Source organism: Rhodomicrobium sp. R_RK_3, assembly GCF_002198715.1.
Lineage (GTDB): Bacteria > Pseudomonadota > Alphaproteobacteria > Rhizobiales > Rhodomicrobiaceae > R-RK-3.
This window is the reverse complement of record NZ_MWLK01000015.1, coordinates 62,807-81,644: the sequence shown is the minus strand read 5'-3', so window position 1 is coordinate 81,644 and position 18,838 is coordinate 62,807. Positions and strand designations below refer to the sequence as shown.

Sequence of the window (18,838 nt, the reverse complement as noted above, 5' to 3'; positions counted from 1 at the left end):
GGGTTCACCCGAGCCGCTTGACGAGATCGGCCTTGGCCGAGATCGCGTCGAACAGCGCGGGCGGCTCCTCGGCAAAGCCATCGAGATGCAGAAGCTTCAGCACGCGCTGGCCCTCGGCACTCTCTGCCATACGCACGAAGCCGCGCCGCAAGGCTTGGACCTCGCCGCGCGCCATTGCGGTGCGCGTGGTAGCGATTGGCGGGAAGCCGAGCCATTCGGATTTGCGCACAACGCGGGTGTTCGCCGTCATCGCGGGTTCGACCGCCGTCATCACCTCCCAGACATAGCCGTCGACGCTGCCGCTGTCAGCAAGGCCCGACGCGACCGCCCGCACCACATTGCGGTGGCCGTAGGTGAAGAAGACGCGGCCGAAAAAGCCTTCAGGCCGCGCGCCCTGTTCCGCGAGCAGCGCGGCCGTTACCAGATAGCCTGAATTGCTGTTCGGATCGGAAAAGGCGTGCGCGCCGCCGCGCAGCTCAGCGATAGAGGCCGCCGCATTGCCCGTTCCGGCGATGATGTAGCTCTGATAGAGCGGTTTGCCGCGCCACACCGGCACGGCGACGAGTTCGAGCTGATTACGGAATGCGACGAACGGGTAGCCGCAGATCCAGGCGGCATCGAGCTGGCCGGAGACCAATAGCGAGGTGATCTCCTCATAGGTCCGGCGGAGCACCAGCTTGACCGGCTGGCCGACCGACAGCTCTAGATAAGTTTTCAGCGCCGCGAGCAGTTCCAGATCGTTGTTCAGGAACACCGGCGTCAGGCCGAGCGTGATGTCGCGGGACGCATCCTGCGCGCGGGCGTTTTGCGGTGCGGCGAACGTGGCAAAACCGCTGCCGAAAATCCCGAGGATGGCCCGGCGGCTCAGAAGCGGCGGTGGGCTGAAAGGCGCAAACCCGTAGGGCATTGCGCGCTCCTAATTTGGCGTTTCCCGTGTCTTATCGTTTCTTAGTCGAAGACTATACCGCAAGGCCGGTCATTCCCTCAATTATTCGCTCACCTGTGGACTTTGGCTGGAGTCATCCGTCCGCGCACGGCGGCGCCTTCCTCGTACCAGCCGCGGCTGGCATTGACGATCTTCACCACCGACCATGGCGGTGCAGGGCGCCGCCGCCAGCAGGATCAGGCCGGCGATGTAGCTGTTGATCTGGTCGGCGGGCAGATAGGGCGCGAACAGCCAGCCGATGAACAGCCAGCCGAGCAAGGCCATCGAGAACGGCTTGACCGCCCAGTTGATGAAGAGTGTCACGCCGATGCCGCGCCAATGCTGCTTCACCTGCGACAGCGCGGCGAAGTCGATCTTCAGCAGCATCGGAATGATCATGAGCCAGATCAGCACGGCGACCGGCAGGTTCACCTTAGCGATTTCGGCCGAGCCGATGGCCTGAAAAACGCCTGGAAAGAGATGCCCCAGCGCGATCCCGAGCACAATGCACAACCCGACCCAGACTGTCAGATACCGTTCGAATTTGGACATGATCACCTTGGTTTACGCGGCGCGTTTACGCTCGCTGATTGCATGTGCGGAGGGAGCGCGACGATCCCTGGTTAAAGCGCCACGACAACGGCCCTTGCGATCCCGGCCCCGGCAGTCAAGTCTTCTTCCCACCGGTTCCGCAGAGAGACTTGGCGCCGGCGAATATGCCGCCGCAGATCTCCGGATTTCCCTGGCAGCAATCCTCGGTCAGAAACTCCAGGAGCTGCCGCATTGCCTCGATATTCACCGCATAGCGGATGAAGCGCCCCTCGCGCGTTGCCTGCAAAAGCCCGGCCCGCTCCAGTTCCTTGAGGTGGAAGGACGTGCTGGTCGGGCTAATGCCCACCTCGCTCGCGATCTCCCCCGCCGGCAGTCCGGATGGCCCGCGCCACACCAGCAACCGAAAAATCCTCAGCCGGTGCTCCTGCGCCAGTGCCGTCAGTACCGTTACAGCCTTCTTATCATCCAACGATTGAATCATTCAACTGTCATTGAATTGTTACATTGCACATGTTTAATCGCGGCGAGATGGCGGCCTGCCAGGTCACCGTGCTCGATCCGTTTGAAGCCTTTATGACAGACTCATTAAGGGAGTTCTCGCTTGAAAACCAAATTCTCGGCTCTTGCGGCGGCCGCCGTGCTGTCAGGCGCCTTCGCCTCCAGCGCGGCCCTGGCACGCGATCAGATCAAGATCGTCGGCTCATCGACCGTATTCCCGTACACCCAGGCTGTTGCCGAAGAATTCACCAAGGCCACCAAGTTCAAGGCGCCTGTGGTTGAGTCGACCGGCACCGGCGGCGGCATGAAGATCTTCTGCGAAGGCGTTGGCGAAGACAAGGCCGACATCACCGGCGCCTCGCGGGCGATGAAAAAGTCCGAATATGAGGATTGCCAGAAGAACGGCGTCAAGGACGTCACCGAGATCCTGCTCGGCTTTGACGGCTTGTCGCTGGCGATCTCCAAGAAAGGCCCCGACTTCAACATCACCAAGGAGCAAATCTATCTGGCCCTGGGCAAGGAAGTCCCGGTCGATGGCAAGCTCGTCGCCAATCCCTTCAAGAACTGGAGCGACGTCGATAAGTCCCTCCCGGCAGAGCCGATCCTCGTCTACGGCCCGCCGCCGACCTCCGGCACGCGCGATGCCTTCGTTGAACTCGCTCTGCACGCCGGCTGCGAGTCGCTTGCCTATTATAAGGAGCAGAAGAAAGCGCTCGACGCGAAAGCCTATGGCACGCTGGTCAAGGACAAGTGCTCCCCCATGCGCCAGGACGGCGCCTTCGTTGAAGCCGGCGAGAATGACAATCTGATCGTGCAGCGCCTCGAAGCCGATCCGAAGTCCCTCGGCATTTTCGGCTACTCCTTCCTCTATGAGAACCAGGACAAGCTGAAAGGCGCCAAGGTCGGCGGCGTCGCGCCTGCCTTTGACACCATCGCCGACGGCTCCTACGGCATCGCCCGGCCGCTTTACATCTACGTCAAGAATGCCCACCGCGATGTCATTCCCGGCATCAAGGAGTTCCTGGCCGAATACACCAGCAGCGGCGCGCTTGCCAAGGGCGGCTATCTGCCCGATCGCGGCCTGACCCCACTGTCCGACGCCAAGGTCAAGGAGACCCAAGACGCCGTCAAGGCCGCCAAGAACATGTCGGCACCGACGAGCTAGAACGCTTCCCCCAGCCACGGCGCAGCGTGCGCCGCGGCTGGGTCATTCGTATCTGAAGCGTTCCCAAGCCAGGGTCGGTCATCATGTTCATCTACGTGCTTGCGGCCATATTGGCCCTCACCCTCTCAGGCTACGTCATCGGCCAGCGGCGCTCGCTGAAACTTGCCGGCGGCGAGGCTCGCAGCCTGCATTCCCGCCCCGGCTATTATGGCGCCTATGTCGCCGCCTGGGTCGGCATTCCTTCCCTCATCCTTGTGCTGATCTGGCTGCTGTTCCAGGGCCCGGTGATCGACGCCCTGCTGCTGGCGAGCTTGCCGGACGAAAAAACCGCCAACCTGTCCAGCGCCCAGGTCAGCCTGCTGATCAGTGAAATCAAGCAGGTCTCACGCGGCAATATTTTCGGCCAGCCCGATCAGGCCATTCTCGATGCGGGTGTGCGTTACCAGAATTGGCGTCTGATCGCATCCTGGAGCATGCTCACCGCCGCCATCTCGCTATGCCTTGCGGGCCTTGTCATCAACCGCGCCAGGATCGCGCCGGCCTTTCGAGCCCGCCAGCGCGTCGAAGGCGTGATGACCGGCTTCATGATCGCCTGCTCCATCGCCGCGATTCTGACAACGGTCGGCATCGTCCTCTCGCTGCTGATCGAGGCGCTGCGCTTCTTCAGCTTGGTCTCGCCGCTCGACTTCTTGTTTGGCCTGCGCTGGGAGCCACAAATCGCCATGCGCGCGGACCAGAGCCTGGGATCGGGCGCATTCGGCGCCATACCGGTGTTCCTCGGCACGCTCGAAATCGCGCTGTTCGCCATGCTCGTCGCGATCCCGATCGGCCTGTTCACCGCCATCTATCTCACCGAATACGCCCACCCGAAATTTCGCGCCGTGATCAAGCCGGTGGTGGAAATCCTCGCCGGTATCCCGACGGTCGTCTACGGCTTCTTCGCGATCCTGATCGTCGCGCCGGCCTTCAAGAATTTCATGAATTCGATCGGCATCGATGCCGCACCGAACAGCGCCTTCGTCGCGGGCGCCGTGATGGGCATCATGATCATCCCATTCATCTCCTCGCTCTCGGACGACGCCATCACCGCCGTGCCGCGCTCGCTCAGGGACGGCTCCTATGCCCTCGGCGCCACCCAGGCCGAGACCATTATGCAAATTCTGCTGCCGGCGGCCTTGCCGGGCATCATGGGCGGCGTGCTCTTGGCGGTCAGCCGCGCGATCGGCGAGACCATGATCGTGGTGATGGCGGCGGGCATCATCGCAACGCTGACGCTGAATCCTCTGGAACCCGTCACGACAGTCACGGTGCAGATCGTCACCTTGCTGATCGGCGACACTGAATTCGACAGCCCCAAGACGCTGGCTGCCTTCGCGCTCGGCCTTGTGCTGTTCACGGTCACCCTCTGTCTCAATGTCATCGCACTTCGGATCGTGCAGAAATACCGGGAACGCTATGACTGACGCGACCTTGGATACGAACGTTGGATCAAGGCTTGGCGTAGACTGGGCGTCGGAGGCCAATGCCCGGCGGCTTAAGAAGCGCTATGCGGCCAACCGCCGCCTGCAATTCTACGGGCTGACCGCGATCGCGCTCGCCATCGGGCTGCTCGGAACGTTGGTCAGCTCGCTCGTCGTGGAGGGCTACAAGGCCTTCTACCAGTCGAAGGCGACGCTCGAAATACGGCTCGACCCCGCCGATATCGACCCGAAGAACCTTGCCGACGCCAACTACCGCCGCATCTTCAACACCGCCATCGAGCGCTATGTGCCGGAGGCGAAGACGCCGGCCGAGAAGCGCCAGCTTTCCGATATCTTCAGCAGCGAAGCCAGATACGCGCTGCGGGACTATGTGCTCGCCCACCCCGAGCAGATCGGGCAGACGATCAAGCTGAAAGTGAGCCTGTCCGACCCGTTCGATCAGCTCGAAAAGGGCGTCATCCCCCGCTATGTCGACGCTCTCAGCAGCTCCGAAACATCGCGCTTCGAGGCGCTGGCCGGGCGCGGCCTGATCGAAGGCCGTGGCGCCGACGCGGCGATGAAGGTCAGCCTCTCGATCGACCCGCAAAAGGTCAGCAGCGCTGATATCGGCGCGGGTCGGTTCCGCGACATCATCGCGGATGGTTTGCTTGCAACGCTCGGCAACCCGAACGCCGTCGGCGCGGCCTGGCCGATGCTTCGCGACGACGTGGCCGATGTGCTGAAGGCCTATGTCATTGCTCATCCCGACAGCATCGGGCAGCGTCTCGAAAACTTCAAACTGCCGCTGTCGCCCAATTATGCGGCCCTGGCATCGGGAGAGACGCCGAAGGTCTTCAATCAGCGCTTCGCCAGCGAAAAGCAGTTCGAGTGGCTCGACCGGCTCAAGGCGCAGGGCGCGCTCAGCTACCCCTTTGCTTCAGAATTGCTGCTCAATCCGACCAGTCGCTTCCCCGAACTTGCAGGTCTGGCGGGCGCGATCGTGGGCTCGTTCTACGCCCTCGTCGTCTGCTTCCTGATCAGCTTTCCGCTCGGCATCGCGGCGGCGGTCTATCTGGAGGAATTCGCGCGACGGAACCGCTGGACCGATCTGATCGAGGTCAACATCAACAATCTCGCCGCCGTTCCCTCGGTCGTCTTCGGCCTGCTCGGACTTGCGGTGTTCCTCAACAGCTTCGGCCTGCCGCGCTCCGCCCCGCTGGTCGGCGGCATGGTGCTGGCGCTGATCACCTTGCCGACCATCATCATCACCACGCGCGCCGCGCTGAAGGCTGTGCCGCCCTCCGTGCGCGAGGCCGCCCTCGGCATCGGCGCCTCCAAGCATCAGGTGGTGATGCACCATGTGCTGCCGCTGGCCATGCCCGGCATCATGACCGGCGTCATCATCGGCCTTGCCCATGCGCTCGGCGAGACCGCGCCGCTCCTGCTGATCGGCATGAACGCCTTCATCCCGAGCATCGAGAATATCGGCCTGCTGGAGCCCGCGACCGCCCTGCCGACCCAGATCTACGCTTGGGCCGATAGCCCGGAGCGCGGCTTCGTCGCCCGGACCTCGGCGGCCATCCTGGTGCTTCTGGCCTTCCTGGTCGTCATGAACGGCATCGCCATCTTCCTGCGCCAGCGCTTTGAGAGGAAATGGTAGCCGAAACCCGCATTCGCCCGAGATTGGAGGCACTTGTGAACGAACGACCCAACCTGAATCAGGCCGGTTTCGGCAATTTGGCCCCAGCGCCGAAAGGCCTGCTTGCCCGGGGGGACACATCCGGACGCATCAGGGTCGTGGGCCGCAGCGTTTCCGTCTTCTACGGCGAAAAACAGGCGCTGATCGACGTCAATATCGACATTCTCGACAAATCGGTAACGGCCTTCATCGGCCCGTCCGGCTGCGGCAAGTCCACCTTCCTGCGCTGCCTGAACCGGATGAACGACTTCATCGATGCCGCCCGCGTCACCGGCAGCGTCGAGATCGACGGCGTCAATATCTACGATCCTGAGATCGATCCGGTGCAGCTGCGCGCCCGCGTCGGCATGGTGTTTCAGAAGCCGAACCCGTTTCCCAAATCTATCTACGACAATGTCGCTTACGGCCCGCGCATCCATGGCCTCGCCCGCACCAAATCGGACATGGACGAGATCGTCATCACCAGCCTGGAAAAGGCCGGGCTCTACAAGGAGGTGAAGGACCGCATCCTCGAAGCCGGCACGGGCCTGTCCGGCGGCCAGCAGCAGCGCCTGTGCATCGCGCGCGCCATCGCGGTCAACCCGGAAGTCATCCTGATGGACGAGCCCTGCTCGGCGCTCGACCCGATCGCCACCGCGCGCATCGAGGAGCTGATCGACGAACTGCGCCAGAACTTTTGCATCGTCATCGTCACCCATTCGATGCAGCAAGCAGCCCGCGTTTCGCAGCGCACGGCATTTTTCCACCTCGGCACATTGGTTGAAGAAGGTGAGACGTCTGAGATTTTTACCAATCCGCGCCAGTCGCGCACTCAGGACTATATTACCGGCCGCTTCGGTTAAGCCGGCAAGCCCGCACGCCCAGGAGGCAGCACACATGCCCACGGAACATATCGTCAGCGCCTTCGAGGATGAGCTGAAGGCCCTCGACACCAAGATCGCCCAGATGGGCGGGCTTGCTGAACAATTGCTCGGCCGCGCCATCGACTCGCTGGAGAACCGCGATCCCGGACTTGCCGAGGCGACTATCCGCCAGGACGAGCAGATCGACCGGCTGGAGCGCGAGGTCGAGGAACTGGCGATCTCGATGATCGCCCGGCGCCAGCCGATGGCCGTCGATCTGCGCCAGATCATGACGGCGGTGCGCGTCGCGGGCGACCTGGAGCGCGTCGGCGATCTGGGCAAGAACATCGCCAAACGCGCCATGGCGATCGCGGCGGAGAACCGGCCCAAGAATTTGATGATCGGCATCCGCCATATCGGCAACAAGTCGCTCGAGCAGCTCACCGACGTGCTCAACGCCTATTCGCAGCGCGACTCCGAAAAAGCGCTGCAGGTGTGGCGGCGGGACGAGGAGCTGGATGCGATCTACAATTCGGTGTTCCGCGAATTGCTGACCTATATGATGGAAGACCCGCGCAATATCGGCCTGTGCACCCATCTTTTGTTCGGGGCCAAGAATTTGGAGCGTATCGGCGACCACGCGACGAACATCGCCGAGATGATCCATTTTCTAGTCAAGGGCACGCCCGTCACCGAGCGGCGGCCAAAAGGGGATACGACCAGCTTTGTCATGCCTGAATCGTCCACAGCTTGAAGCCATGCACGGTCCATCCCAAGCCATGGCCGCGAAAATCCTGATCGTTGAAGACGTCGAGTCGCTGGCGCTCTTGCTGCGCTACAATTTCGAGGCGGAAGGATATCAGGTGACCGTTGCACCGGATGGCAATGAAGCAGAGCTCGCGGTTTCGGAGGATCCGCCGGACCTGATCGTTCTGGATTGGATGCTGCCCGGTCAGTCGGGATTGGAACTCGCACGCCGATGGCGCGGCAATCGAAGCACTCGCGGCATTCCGATCATCATCCTGACGGCCCGTGGCGAGGAGGCCGACCGCATCCGCGGCCTGACCACCGGCGCCGACGATTATGTGGTGAAGCCGTTTTCCGTACCCGAGCTCATGGCGCGCATTAAGGCAATCATGCGCCGCTCGAGCCCGGAGTGCATCGTCGACATCCTTGTCGTCGGCGACATGCGGCTCGACCGCGAAGAACACCGGGTCACCCGCAACGGCCGCGAGGTGCGGCTAGGGCCCACCGAATACAGGCTGCTTGAATTCTTAATGCAGAGTCCGGGCAGGGTGTTTTCGCGCGCCCAACTCCTCGACGGCGTTTGGGGGCGGGAAGCTTACGTCGACGAGCGCACGGTCGATGTGCATATTGGCCGGCTGCGCAAAGCCATCAACCGCGGCCGCGAGAAGGATCTGGTCCGTACCGTTCGAGGCACAGGCTATTCCCTCGGCGAGCGGGCAGATCGGGGAGCAGCTTGATTCCGATCGCGTTCGATGCCCGTCAATACCGAAATCCCGCGCCTCAGGGAGACTAAACTCGTTTTGACCCGATCAGCAACCGATCAAACTTCACTTATCGCCCCGGGTTGGATGGTCCAGGCTCACGCCAGATCACGATAGGCGAGCAGACGCAACGCATTGGCGACGACAAGCAGCGTCGAACCCTCATGGAAGACCACCGCTGCGCCAAGTTGCAGGCCGAGCAGCGTCGACGGCACCAGCACTGCCACCATGCCGAGGCTGATCCAGAGGTTCTGCCGGATGATCCGCTTCGTGGCGCGGCTGAGGCCGATCACGAATGGGAGCCGCTCCAACGCGTCCCCCATCAGCGCCACATCGGCAGTCTCCAGCGCCACATCCGATCCCGCGGCGCCCATTGCGATGCCCACGGTCGCATTGGCCATGGCAGGCGCGTCGTTCACGCCATCCCCGACCATGGCAACCTCCTGCTCGGCGCGAAGGCGCTTGATCGCGTCGACCTTATCCTCAGGCATCAGATCCCCCCAGGCCTCGTCCAGCCCGACCTGGCTGGCTACCGCCTCGGCGACGCGCCGGTTGTCGCCGGAAATCATCACCATGCGGGCGATGCCGAGCGTTCTCAGCTTGGTGATGACACCGGCGGCGGAGGCGCGAGGCGTGTCCATCAGGCCAAGCACGCCGAGATAACGCTCACCGCGGCGGACAACCATCAGGGTGCGGCCCTGGTTTTCCAGCTCCTCGATCACCGCCAGCATCGCGGCCGGGAGGGGCGGCCCCTCGATTTCGGCGAACAAGGCGGGCTTGCCGACATAAACCGGCTCACCGCCGATCCGCGCAGCCAGGCCGCGCCCGGTGATGCTGCGCAGATCCTCCGCTTTCAGAACGGCCGCACCAGCGCCGAGCCGCGCCCGGCCATCGCGAACGACCGCGGCGGCGAGCGGGTGGTCGCTGAGTTCCTCGACGGCCAACGCGACCGCCAGCAAGTCATGCTCCGCCACGCCGGAGGCGGGGACTACGTTTGTCACGCGCGGCTTGCCTTCGGTCAGCGTGCCGGTCTTGTCGAAGGCGATGGCGCCGAGCCTGCCCAGGCTTTCAAGCGGACCGCCGCCCTTCACCAGCACGCCGCCACGGGCGGCCCGCGCGACACCCGAGAGCACCGCGCTCGGCGTCGAGATGGCGAGCGCGCAGGGGCTGGCGGCGACGAGGACCGCCATGGCGCGATAGAAGCTGTCGCCGAACGGCTCGTCGATCACCACCCAGGCGAAAAGCAGCAGGGCAACGGCCGCCAGCACGATGGGCACGAAGACGCGCTCGAAGCGGTCGGTGAAGCGCTGCGTCGGCGATTTCTGCGCCTCGGCCTCGCCCACCATCCGCACCAGGCGGGCAAGCGTGCTGTCCGCGGCCAGTTTGGTGACCTGGATCTCCAGAACGCCGCTGCCGTTGATGGTGCCGGCAAAGACACGGTGTTCCGCCGCCAGCCCTTGCGGTCGCAGCGTGGCGCGCTCCGCGTCGTCCACGGCCTGCTTGTCCACGGGCACGCTCTCACCCGTGACCGGGGCCTGGTCGACGCTGCTGGTGCCGAGGACGACGAAGCCGTCCGCCGGAATGCGCGTATTCGGCCGGACAATGATGGTCTCGCCCATCACCAGCTCCGCGACAGGCACCTGCGTGACGACGCCGCCGCGCCGCACTTCGGCGGTCGGCGGCGCCAGATCGGCGAGCGCCGCGATGGCTCGCCGGGCGCGGCCCATGGCATAATGCTCCAGCGCATGGCCGATGCTGAACAGGAACAGCAGGAGCGCGCCTTCGGCCCAGCCGCCGAGCACCGCCGCGCCGCCGGCGGCGACCAGCATCAGCACATCGATCTCGAGCCTGCCGAGGCGAAGGCTGTCTACCGCCTCCCGCAGCGCGTAGAAGCCGCCAAAGCCATAGGCGCCCATATAGAAGCCGAGCGAAACCCACGCCGGTGCGCTGGGCACAAACGTGCTGAAGAAGCCTGCGGCAAGCAGGACGCCGCAGAGGACGGCGAAGATCAGTTCGCTGTTTTCGCCAAACAAGCCGCCGTGCTCGTGCTCATGCGCGCCGGCTTCCTCGCCATGTGCCGGAGGCTCTGCTTGTCGGGGAGCGCGCACGACAACGCCCAACGTTGCAAGCTCATCACGGAGGGCCTGCTCCGTGGTCAAACTGCGGTCGAACTCGATACGCACCGGTCCAGCCACGGCCGCAACGGCTTCCATGACACCCGGCATGCGCTGCAAATATTCGGTGACCGTGCGGGCGCGCCGCTCATTTTGCAGCCCATCCGCTTCCCACAGCACATGCCCGAAGCGCTCGGTCACGCGGGCACCGGCCGCCTCGGCGATCTGCCTGATTCTGACGAGACTGAGCACATTGGGGGCATAGTGGATGCACAGCTCGGCCGGCTGATTATCTGACGCCGATAACACATGGACCTGGAGGATCCCGTCACGGCCCTTCAGATCGTCAATCAGGCGCCCCACACAGGCGTCGGCCTCACCTGGCGCATCCGGGAGGAGAAGCGGCAGGTCCAATCGAAGGGTGTTCGCGACTGTCGTATCCAAAAGGCACCCGGTCTTTCATCTGCTGGCGCGAATGGCGGGAAGGCGACGGCAAGATACCCCACCGAACAGTGCCCTGGGCCGATGCGGGAGGAGGTGCGGGGCGGCTCACCCCTTTCTCCGGATCGTGCCCTCGAGTTTGGTGGCCTCGGCGACCGTGTTCGAGATGGTCCCGTACTTGCGAACGTTCGTGTGCAGGAGGTCGAGCCGCTGATCGGTCTCGTCGGTATCGACGATCAGCTCGTAGTCGATCGCGACCATTTTGGGCGGGCTATCCTGCCGGACGCCGTGCAGCTTGACCTCGACCCCGCGCAGATCGAACCGGATCATCTCATCGGCGTCACCCGCTCGATGCCCTTGATCATGCAGGCGGCGACCGCCGCCAGCAGCAACTCGGCCGGATTGAAGGCGTCGGCCCGGCCGGCAAGATCAGTATCGAGCATGATCTCCGCCGCCTTTGTCGTCGCGGCGCTGCCATGCGCATCGATCCGCCGGGCCTCGACCCGGTATTCAAGCATTACGCCGCCAGCCATTTCGCCAGATCCTCCGCTTTTGGAAGACAGCCAGCATGGACCACTTTGCCGTCGATGACGATGCCCGGCGTCGACACGATGCCGTATCCGGCAATGGCGGCGTAGTCCATGACCTTTTCGACCGCGACGTCGACGCCAAGCCGCGCGGCTTCGGCTTTGACCATATCCTCGGTCGCCTGGCAGCGCTTGCGGCCGGGGCCGAGCACTTTGATGTTTTTCATGATCGTGATCCTTGGAGTCATGTGAAGAGCGCGTTGAAGAGCAAGCCGACGGCCAGAATTCCGGTGGCGACGACGCCTGCGAAGACGGCGATCAGCTTTAAGCTCAGAACCTTGCGCAGGATGATCATTTCCGGCAGCGACAGGGCGATCACGCTCATCATGAAGGCCAGCACGGTGCCAAGCGCCGCACCCTTGCCAAGTAATGCTTCGACGACGGGAATGATCCCTGCCGCGTTCGAATACATCGGGATGCCGAAGATGACGGCGGCTGGAACCGACACCACCAGGCATCCTTGCCCATGATCGAGGCGAGCAGGTCCGCGGGCGCGTAGCCGTGAATGAAGGCGCCGCCGCGTGATCGCCGATCCCGACCCGCTCCAGAAGGCCGATGGCCCTGTCGATGTCGGCCTTGGAAACCGGCGGAGCCAGCTCTGCCAGAGGCCCGTATAGCCGAGGCGTCTCGACAACTCGTTCTCCATGACCATGAGCCGCTCGATCAATGCGAACTCCTGGAAGATCATGCCGATCCTGCGGCGCGCGCGGCGCAGCCCCCCGGAGCCGAGCGCCGTGATCTCCTGGTTGCCGAGATCGACGTGGCCCGAGGTCGGCTCGACCAGCCGGTTGACGTATCGGATCAGGGTGGATTTGCCGGCTCCTGAGGGGCCGATTAGGCCGATGATCTCACCGGCCGAGATTTCGAGGGAGACGCCGTTGAGGGCGGCGTCTCCCGTCTTGTAGCGCCCACTGCCTCGTCGCGCCCGGTCGGCAGCAGCAGCGTGATCAGCCAGCAGACGCCGAGCATGGCCGCCGAGCCGAGCAGGCAGGCGGTCATGCCGCCAAGCTGGTAGAGCACGCCCGACAAGAGGATACCCATCAGCCGGCCGGAGGCGTTGGCAGCGTAATAGAATCCCACATCCTCGGCGGCCTTCTCCGAGCCGGCATAGGCCAGGATGAGATAGGAGTGCAGCGAGGAATTCACCGCGAACGGCACGCCGAACAGCGCCAGGCCAGCAACCAGTATGAGATCGGGCCGGGGAAACTGCCCGAGCGACAAAACGAGCGCCAGCGACAGCGGAATGCCGACCAGTATCAGCGACCAGAAGCGCGCCGCAGGCACCTCGCGGCTGAGGCCATCCTCGCTACGGGCGACGAGGCGGGGAGCGATGGCCTGCACGCCGCCATAGGCGATGGTCCAGGCGGCAAGAAATGCTCCGGCCTGCACGAAGGTCCAGCCGGCCGCGTAGAGATAGACCGGGAGACCGACCACGAACCAGACATCGCGGGCACCGAACAGGAAGATCCGCGCGGCGGCCAGCAGGTTGACGCCACTCGACTTGGCGAACAGTTCGCGCACCGATTTCGAGGCTTTGGCCTTGCCTAGGTCGCTCGGCAGCAAGGCCAGCCCGGCGACGAACACCAGCGCGAGCAGCCCGGCCATCAGCCACAGCGCGCCGCGGAAGCCCATCGCCTCCAGGAGGAAACCGCCCAGGAAGAAGCCGACGCCCTTCATCGCGTTCTTGGAGCCGGTGAACCACGCCACCCAGGCAAAGAGCTGCCCCGCGCCGGCCTGCGAGGTGGCCTTGATCGCCGATTTCGAGGCCGTCTTGGTAATGTCCTTGGCAAGTCCGGCAATGCCTTGCGCGCCCACCACCCAGGCGACCGACGTGGCCGCCGTCCAGCCGGGATCAAGCGCGGACAGCATGAGAAGGCCAGCGATCTGCAGCGCCTGGCCGATGGCCAGCATGCGCGGAATGCCGAAGCGCACCGCCAGCCAGCCGCCGACCAGGTTGGCCAGAATGCCAGCCAGCTCGTAAAGCAGGAACAGGAAGGCCAGCGTGAACGGCGAATAGCCGAGCCTGAAGAAGTGGAACAGCACAAGCATACGCAACGCGCCATCAATCAGCGTGAAGCCCCAATAGGAGGCGGTGACGATGAGATAGTTGCGCAAGGCGGCGGACATCACGCGCCCTTCCCGATGACGATATTGGCCAGATCGACCATACGGCAGACATAGCCGATCTCGTTGTCGTACCATGCGTAGACCTTCAGCAGCGTGCCGTCCGTCACCATGGTGCTAGGCGCATCGACGATGGAGCTGCGGCTGTCGTTGCAGTAATCGGCCGAGACGAGCGGCCGGGTCTCATAGCCGAGAATGCCGCCCAGGGCGCCCTTGGCCGCCGCCGCGAACAGCGCATTGACCTCCGCCTCCGTCGTCTGCCGGTTCAGCTCGAACACGCAGTCGGTCAGACTGGCGTTCAGCACCGGCGCGCGCACCGCGTGGCCGTTCAGCTTGCCCTTTAGCTCCGGGTAGATCAGAGCGATGGCGGTGGCGCTGCCGGTCGTGGTCGGTTGCAGCGACAGCATGGCCGAGCGGGCGCGGCGCAGGTCCTTATGCGGGGCGTCGACCACCACATTGGTATTGGTGGGGTCGTGGATGGTGGTGATCTGGCCGTGTCGGATGCCGATGGATTCGTGGATCACCTTCACCACCGGCGCGAGGCAGTTGGTCGTGCAGGAGGCCGCCGTCAGCAGCCGGTGCCGGTCCGGATCGTAGAGATGGTCGTTGACGCCGACGACGATGTTAAGCGCCGCCGCATCCTTAACCGGCGCGGCGACGATGACGCGCCTCACGCCGCGCGCGAAATAGACCTCCAGGGCGGCGGGCGTGAGGAATTTACCCGTGCATTCCAGCACGATGTCGCAGCCTAGGTCCCCCCATGGCACATCGGCCGGGGTCTTGCCCTCCGAGAAGCTTATCCGCTTTCCGCCGACGATGATGGCGTCATCGCCGGGAACCTCGAAGCCGGTCCGCCAGCGGCCATGCATGCTGTCGAATTCGAGGAGGTGGGCGGTGGCCGCCGCGCCGCCCTTTACTTCGTTGACATGCACGATATCGAGGCGGTTGGCCGCGCGCGGATCGCCGGGCGTGCGCTCGACCCCGCCGAGCGCGGCCCTCAGCGACAGCCGCCCCATGCGGCCCATTCCATTGATGCCAATGCGCATTTTGCCGGGTGTATCCTTGGTTAGATGACCATCCCCGATCAGCGGGAGACGGGCGAGCTCTCGCCCATCTCATCGAGGCGAGCCTTCATTGCGATGCGATCCAGGGTGGCGAAAGGCAAACCCGTGAAGGCTTCGAGGCGGCGGCGGATCATGCCGTACAGCTCATTGAGGAGGACCAGCCGCTCGGCGGTGGAGCCGGTGAACTTGGCGGGATCGGGAAACGGCCAGGTCGCCGTGACAGGCTTGTCGCCGAGATCGGGACAGACTTCCTCGTCGCCGGGATCGCACAGGGTCAGCACGAAATCCATGCGCGGGGCATTTGGACCGGTGAACTCGTGCCAGGACTTCGGACGCAGCCCCGAAACGTCGTGGCCCATCATCACCAGCCGGTCGAGAACCTCGGGCATCGGCGCGGCGGCCGGGGTCGATCCCGCCGAATACGCCTTGAATTTTCCGCGCCCGACCCTTTCGAGAATGGCCTCCGCCATGATCGAGCGGGCCGAATTGCGGGTGCAGATGAACAGGACGTTAAACGCTGCAACCATGGTCGTCTCCTCATCGATATAGTTGGGAAGAAGTCTTGCGATATCACCGCAAAGCTCCGGCCGCCCGGCGCAACAGGTCTCGGTCAGATAGCAAATCAGCTCGCGCAGCGCGGCGAAGCGGACGGCATAGACGATCTGGCGGCCTTGCCGGGTCGACTGGACCAGACCGGCGTTTTCCAGGGCCGTGAGATGGAATGAGAGCGTGGAGGGCGCGATGTCCAGCGCCCGCGCGATCCCGCCTGCGGCCATTCCCGACGCGCCATGGCTGGAGAGCAGCCTGACGAGATTAAGACGTGTCTCTTGTGCCAGCATGCCGAAGCCTGCCGCCGCGTGGTTTCCTTCCATGGTTATGGAATAGTCGAAGCGTATGACAGGCGTGTGACAGGTTTGCGCGATCGCCCCGGAGCATATGCTGCGGCTGCGCAACGCCGATTGCCCGCAACGCCACCAGGCTCCCGCGTTCCGTTTCCGCATCGCGCTTCAATCGAACCGAACAGGCCGATTTCCGGCATCCCGCTCTTGGACAAGACTTCACGCCTTCGCCCAAGACTGGTCAGGTTCACGCGCTGCCAGAATCACGAGGCGTCGATGATCGATGAGTCGCGCTTGGATTACTGGCGTTTCAGGTCGAGCCGGCGCCGCACCTCGCCCGCCGGAGCCTGATACCGCGCCGCGCCGATCTATAGTCGTAGAACATGGACGAGATCGGCGCGCGCCAGTCATGGGACAGCGTGCGCTTCGCCGTTTTGCCGCGAAAATCAGGAACGCCGATATAGAACTCTTCTGCGCTTCTCTCGCGGGCGCCGTCGCGCGCGAAATTGACCCGTCTGAAATAGGAGCTTGAGCTCGCGCAGTTTCTTCTGCTGCTCCCAGAGGATGTCGGCGACCGCATGGTCTGTTAGATCCATGGCGTACCGCGATTTTTTCGATGTGGTCCATGTCCCGCCGCGCTTCCCAGAGATAGGCGTTTCGGGTCGGGTCGGGATTTCCTGCGCGTACGGCGCAGCCGCCGTTGTTTTTCGAATGCTGACAATCACTTCCCGCTTTTTCTCGGGTTTGCCCATAGGCTCTAATTGCAGAGGCTGCGAAGATAGCGGCTCATCGAGAGCTCGACCTCCACATGCTTTTTGCTCGCCCTTCTAAAAAAGCTCGCTCGACATTCGGCTCGGCTCGATGGGCGGATACAACAGCGATTTCCGAAGCTGATTTTTTCGCAAACCGGGGCATGGTGCTGGCGCAAACCAACGGCTGCTATCTCCGCCATGACGGGCCTGAGCATGTGCTGATGGTGGCGCCGACGCGCTCGGGAAAAGGCGTAGGCGTTGTGGTGCCGACGCTGCTCTCCTGGACTGGCCCTGCGATCATCCACGATATCAAGGGCGAGAATTGGCAGGTGACGGCAGGCTGGCGGTCCCGGTTTTCCCATTGCCTGTCTTTCAATCCGGCGGATGTCAGATCCGCCCATTACAATCCGCTTTTGGAGGTCAGGCGCGGCGCCAACGAGGTGCGGGATGTGCAAAACATCGCGGACATCCTCGTCGATCCCGAAGGCGCCCTCGATCAGCGCTCCCATTGGGAGAAAACTGCGCACGCCTTTCTTACGGGCTTGATCCTTCATGTGCTCTACGCCGAGAGGGAAAAGACGCTCGCGCAGGTGGCAAGGCTGATCGCGGATCCTGCTCGCCCCATAGAAGCGCTGCTGAAAGTCATGCTGGCGACCAACCATCTCGGCGACGGCACGACGCCGAAAGTCCATCCCATAGTGGCAGCCGCCGCCCGCGATCTGCTGAACAAGGCCGAGAATGAACGCTCGGGCGTCGTCTCGACGGCGGTCAGCCTGCTGACGCTGTATCGCGATCCGCTGGTCGCCGAAGTCACCAGCCGGTCCGATTGGCGGATCATGGATCTGGTCACAGCGAAACAGCCGCTATCGCTTTACCTCGTCATCCCGCCATCCGACCTGTCGCGCACCCGGCCGCTGGTCCGTCTGATTCTGAACCAGATTGTCAGGCGCCTGACCGAAAGCCTCGACCCCGCAGAGATCGCGAAACGGCGTCCCATGCTGCTCATGCTCGACGAGTTTCCAGCCCTGGGCCGTCTCGATTTTTTCGAAGGCGCGCTGGCATTTCTAGCGGGCTACAATATCCGCGCCTGTCTAATTGCGCAGTCGCTCAATCAGATCGACAAAGCCTATGGCATTAACAACGCCATTCTCGACAACTGTCATATTCGCATCGTGTTCGCACCCAACGACGAGCGCACCGCCAAGAGGCTTTCAGAGGCGCTTGGCACGGCAACCGAGCTGCGGGCCGTGCGTGGGCTTACCGGCAGCCGTTCCGCCTTTTGGTTCACCCATTCCTCGGTCTCGGAGCAGGAGACACCGCGACCATTGCTGACGCCGGGTGAGATCCTGCAGCTTCCCAAAGACCAAGCGCTGATCATGACCTCCGGCTGTCCGCCGATCAAGGCGACCAAGCTTCGTTATTTCGAGGACCTGAATTTTCAAGAACGATGCCTTGCCGCGCCGGTGCTGACTGAGGGCGCCTATGCCGATGCGCCTCCACGGGCGCCCCATGATTGGGAGGGGTGTTGCGCGACCTATGATGCGAGGCTCGATCCCGAGCCCGGCTCGAATATCGTCTCAATCGGCAAGCCGAAAAGGTCAGCGAAGTCGCCCACGGTACAGAGCAAACAGCTCAGTCTGTTGGATGCCGCTCGCGACGATGATTTCGACCTGGACGCAAGGCCAGCGCTTCACCCAACCCGCTCCATGGATGACAAATCATGAAGGCGCGTTTTTCGTTCTATCTGTCGCCGGAGGCGTCACGGCTTTTGCGGCAGGCGTGCAGCCAACACGGAGCCTCGCGCTCGGGGATCGCCGATGAGGCGATCAAGGCGTTCCTCTCGCCAAAGCCCGAAAACGCCCTCGAGCCCGTGATCGTCAGGCGGCTGAACAGCCATTCCAAGACGCTCGGCGGCTTACAACGCGATCTCGCCATCGTCACCGAAACGCTCGGGCTGTTCGTGCGCTATTTTCTCATTGTGACGCCGCCCGTGCCCGAGAGCGAGCAGGAGGAAGCAAAAATCCTCGGCCGCGACCGCTTTCACCGCTTCGTTGCCCAGGTTGGCAGGCGTCTTGCCTCTGATCAGCGGCTGATTTCCCAGGTGCTCGAAACCATCGTCACTGAAAAGCCCGAGCTCTTCGCCGAAGCCTTAGGCGAAGCCGGCGAGCCGGGCGAAATCGTCGATAATGATGAGCCGGATGACGATCGGGACGGCGGGGTGCGAGACGAGTGACGGGCAAGGAAGAAGCCGATAGCCGCCGGCGTCAG

The 18,838-nt window shown here is 63.5% G+C and carries 16 protein-coding genes and 4 pseudogenes; 8 read left to right on the top strand and 12 right to left on the bottom strand.

The annotated features are described in order from the left end of the window. Positions 1 to 4 precede the first annotated feature (4 nt). The 3 genes and pseudogenes from BLEFHOIH_RS07210 to BLEFHOIH_RS07200 all read right to left on the bottom strand — a co-directional run bounded on the left by BLEFHOIH_RS07210 (position 5) and on the right by BLEFHOIH_RS07200 (position 1,958). Positions 5 to 907, bottom strand: a complete 903-nt coding sequence (locus BLEFHOIH_RS07210) for a PhnD/SsuA/transferrin family substrate-binding protein (protein ID WP_088343874.1) — start codon at positions 905 to 907, stop codon at positions 5 to 7. Positions 908 to 1,087: 180 nt separating this feature from the next. Beyond that, a pseudogene (locus tag BLEFHOIH_RS07205) lies at positions 1,088 to 1,477 on the bottom strand (arsenical-resistance protein); the annotation flags it as partial. Positions 1,478 to 1,592: 115 nt separating this feature from the next. After that, on the bottom strand, positions 1,593 to 1,958 hold the full coding sequence (locus tag BLEFHOIH_RS07200) for a metalloregulator ArsR/SmtB family transcription factor (protein WP_348626031.1): 366 nt from the start codon (positions 1,956 to 1,958) through the stop codon (positions 1,593 to 1,595). Between the two features lie 120 nt (positions 1,959 to 2,078). On the opposite strand from BLEFHOIH_RS07200, the gene BLEFHOIH_RS07195 reads away from it, so the two are divergent. The 6 genes from BLEFHOIH_RS07195 to phoB all read left to right on the top strand — a co-directional run bounded on the left by BLEFHOIH_RS07195 (position 2,079) and on the right by phoB (position 8,625). Then, the gene (locus tag BLEFHOIH_RS07195) at positions 2,079 to 3,140 is read left to right on the top strand and encodes a substrate-binding domain-containing protein (RefSeq protein WP_088343872.1); all 1,062 of its coding nucleotides are present in this window, start codon (positions 2,079 to 2,081) and stop codon (positions 3,138 to 3,140) included. Positions 3,141 to 3,223: 83 nt separating this feature from the next. After that, positions 3,224 to 4,603, top strand: coding sequence for a phosphate ABC transporter permease subunit PstC (gene pstC / locus BLEFHOIH_RS07190; protein ID WP_088343870.1), 1,380 nt, complete (start codon positions 3,224 to 3,226; stop codon positions 4,601 to 4,603). Between the two features lie 7 nt (positions 4,604 to 4,610). Further along, positions 4,611 to 6,260, top strand: coding sequence for a phosphate ABC transporter permease PstA (gene pstA, locus BLEFHOIH_RS07185; protein WP_170937042.1), 1,650 nt, complete (start codon positions 4,611 to 4,613; stop codon positions 6,258 to 6,260). A gap of 98 nt (positions 6,261 to 6,358) precedes the next feature. Continuing rightward, positions 6,359 to 7,141: a phosphate ABC transporter ATP-binding protein PstB gene (gene pstB, locus BLEFHOIH_RS07180; protein WP_245296919.1), complete on the top strand. Its 783-nt coding sequence runs from the start codon at positions 6,359 to 6,361 to the stop codon at positions 7,139 to 7,141. Positions 7,142 to 7,175: 34 nt separating this feature from the next. Further along, positions 7,176 to 7,895 carry a phosphate signaling complex protein PhoU gene (phoU, locus tag BLEFHOIH_RS07175; protein WP_088343864.1) on the top strand — a complete coding sequence of 240 codons (720 nt, stop codon included), beginning with the start codon at positions 7,176 to 7,178 and terminating at the stop codon, positions 7,893 to 7,895. Positions 7,896 to 7,920: 25 nt separating this feature from the next. Continuing rightward, on the top strand, positions 7,921 to 8,625 hold the full coding sequence (gene phoB / locus BLEFHOIH_RS07170; protein WP_088343862.1) for a phosphate regulon transcriptional regulator PhoB: 705 nt from the start codon (positions 7,921 to 7,923) through the stop codon (positions 8,623 to 8,625). Between the two features lie 122 nt (positions 8,626 to 8,747). On the opposite strand, the gene BLEFHOIH_RS07165 is transcribed toward phoB, so the two are convergent. The 9 genes and pseudogenes from BLEFHOIH_RS07165 to BLEFHOIH_RS26150 form a co-directional block, all read right to left on the bottom strand. Then, entirely contained in the window at positions 8,748 to 11,207 is a 2,460-nt protein-coding gene (locus tag BLEFHOIH_RS07165) for a heavy metal translocating P-type ATPase (protein ID WP_088343860.1), read from the bottom strand. A gap of 105 nt (positions 11,208 to 11,312) precedes the next feature. Beyond that, positions 11,313 to 11,722: pseudogene (locus tag BLEFHOIH_RS07160) on the bottom strand (OsmC family protein). Beyond that, a complete protein-coding gene (locus tag BLEFHOIH_RS07155; RefSeq protein ID WP_088344304.1) occupies positions 11,722 to 11,958 on the bottom strand; it encodes a thioredoxin family protein in 237 nt (78 codons plus the stop codon). Before BLEFHOIH_RS07155 ends, BLEFHOIH_RS07160 begins: the two are co-directional and overlap by 1 nt. A 17-nt stretch (positions 11,959 to 11,975) precedes the next feature. Further along, positions 11,976 to 12,307: pseudogene (locus BLEFHOIH_RS07150) on the bottom strand (permease); the annotation flags it as partial. A gap of 5 nt (positions 12,308 to 12,312) precedes the next feature. Beyond that, positions 12,313 to 12,695 (bottom strand): annotated as a pseudogene (locus tag BLEFHOIH_RS27495) (ATP-binding cassette domain-containing protein); the annotation flags it as partial. After that, entirely contained in the window at positions 12,626 to 13,918 is a 1,293-nt protein-coding gene (gene arsJ, locus BLEFHOIH_RS07140) for an organoarsenical effux MFS transporter ArsJ (RefSeq protein WP_088343858.1), read from the bottom strand. The pseudogene BLEFHOIH_RS27495 and the gene arsJ, both read right to left, overlap by 70 nt. Beyond that, positions 13,918 to 14,961: an ArsJ-associated glyceraldehyde-3-phosphate dehydrogenase gene (locus tag BLEFHOIH_RS07135; RefSeq protein WP_088343856.1), complete on the bottom strand. Its 1,044-nt coding sequence runs from the start codon at positions 14,959 to 14,961 to the stop codon at positions 13,918 to 13,920. Before BLEFHOIH_RS07135 ends, arsJ begins: the two co-directional genes overlap by 1 nt. A 38-nt stretch (positions 14,962 to 14,999) precedes the next feature. Continuing rightward, complete coding sequence (locus tag BLEFHOIH_RS07130; RefSeq protein WP_088343854.1) at positions 15,000 to 15,851, bottom strand: metalloregulator ArsR/SmtB family transcription factor; 852 nt, start codon at positions 15,849 to 15,851, stop codon at positions 15,000 to 15,002. A 413-nt stretch (positions 15,852 to 16,264) separates the two neighbouring features. Then, on the bottom strand, positions 16,265 to 16,570 hold the full coding sequence (locus BLEFHOIH_RS26150; RefSeq protein ID WP_125461617.1) for a hypothetical protein: 306 nt from the start codon (positions 16,568 to 16,570) through the stop codon (positions 16,265 to 16,267). Positions 16,571 to 16,578: 8 nt separating this feature from the next. On the opposite strand from BLEFHOIH_RS26150, the gene traG reads away from it, so the two are divergent. Further along, positions 16,579 to 18,294 carry an IncP-type conjugal transfer protein TraG gene (gene traG, locus BLEFHOIH_RS07125; protein ID WP_348626036.1) on the top strand — a complete coding sequence of 572 codons (1,716 nt, stop codon included), beginning with the start codon at positions 16,579 to 16,581 and terminating at the stop codon, positions 18,292 to 18,294. Next, positions 18,291 to 18,803, top strand: coding sequence for a CopG family transcriptional regulator (locus tag BLEFHOIH_RS07120; RefSeq protein WP_088343850.1), 513 nt, complete (start codon positions 18,291 to 18,293; stop codon positions 18,801 to 18,803). The genes traG and BLEFHOIH_RS07120 overlap by 4 nt, the downstream gene beginning before the upstream one ends. The last annotated feature ends 35 nt before the right edge of the window (positions 18,804 to 18,838 follow it).

What these genes read in the sequence shown, in the direction of transcription:
- BLEFHOIH_RS07120 (WP_088343850.1), top strand. Translation starts at nt 18,291, where the DNA reads ATGAAGGCGCGTTTTTCGTTCTATCTGTCGCCGGAGGCGTCACGGCTT.
- BLEFHOIH_RS26150 (WP_125461617.1), bottom strand. Translation starts at nt 16,570, where the DNA reads ATGGGCAAACCCGAGAAAAAGCGGGAAGTGATTGTCAGCATTCGAAAA.
- BLEFHOIH_RS07130 (WP_088343854.1), bottom strand. Translation starts at nt 15,851, where the DNA reads ATGGAAGGAAACCACGCGGCGGCAGGCTTCGGCATGCTGGCACAAGAG.
- BLEFHOIH_RS07155 (WP_088344304.1), bottom strand. Translation starts at nt 11,958, where the DNA reads ATGAAAAACATCAAAGTGCTCGGCCCCGGCCGCAAGCGCTGCCAGGCG.
- BLEFHOIH_RS07200 (WP_348626031.1), bottom strand. Translation starts at nt 1,958, where the DNA reads ATGATTCAATCGTTGGATGATAAGAAGGCTGTAACGGTACTGACGGCA.
- pstC (WP_088343870.1), top strand. Translation starts at nt 3,224, where the DNA reads ATGTTCATCTACGTGCTTGCGGCCATATTGGCCCTCACCCTCTCAGGC.
- phoB (WP_088343862.1), top strand. Translation starts at nt 7,921, where the DNA reads ATGGCCGCGAAAATCCTGATCGTTGAAGACGTCGAGTCGCTGGCGCTC.
- phoU (WP_088343864.1), top strand. Translation starts at nt 7,176, where the DNA reads ATGCCCACGGAACATATCGTCAGCGCCTTCGAGGATGAGCTGAAGGCC.
- BLEFHOIH_RS07210 (WP_088343874.1), bottom strand. Translation starts at nt 907, where the DNA reads ATGCCCTACGGGTTTGCGCCTTTCAGCCCACCGCCGCTTCTGAGCCGC.
- BLEFHOIH_RS07135 (WP_088343856.1), bottom strand. Translation starts at nt 14,961, where the DNA reads ATGCGCATTGGCATCAATGGAATGGGCCGCATGGGGCGGCTGTCGCTG.
- arsJ (WP_088343858.1), bottom strand. Translation starts at nt 13,918, where the DNA reads ATGTCCGCCGCCTTGCGCAACTATCTCATCGTCACCGCCTCCTATTGG.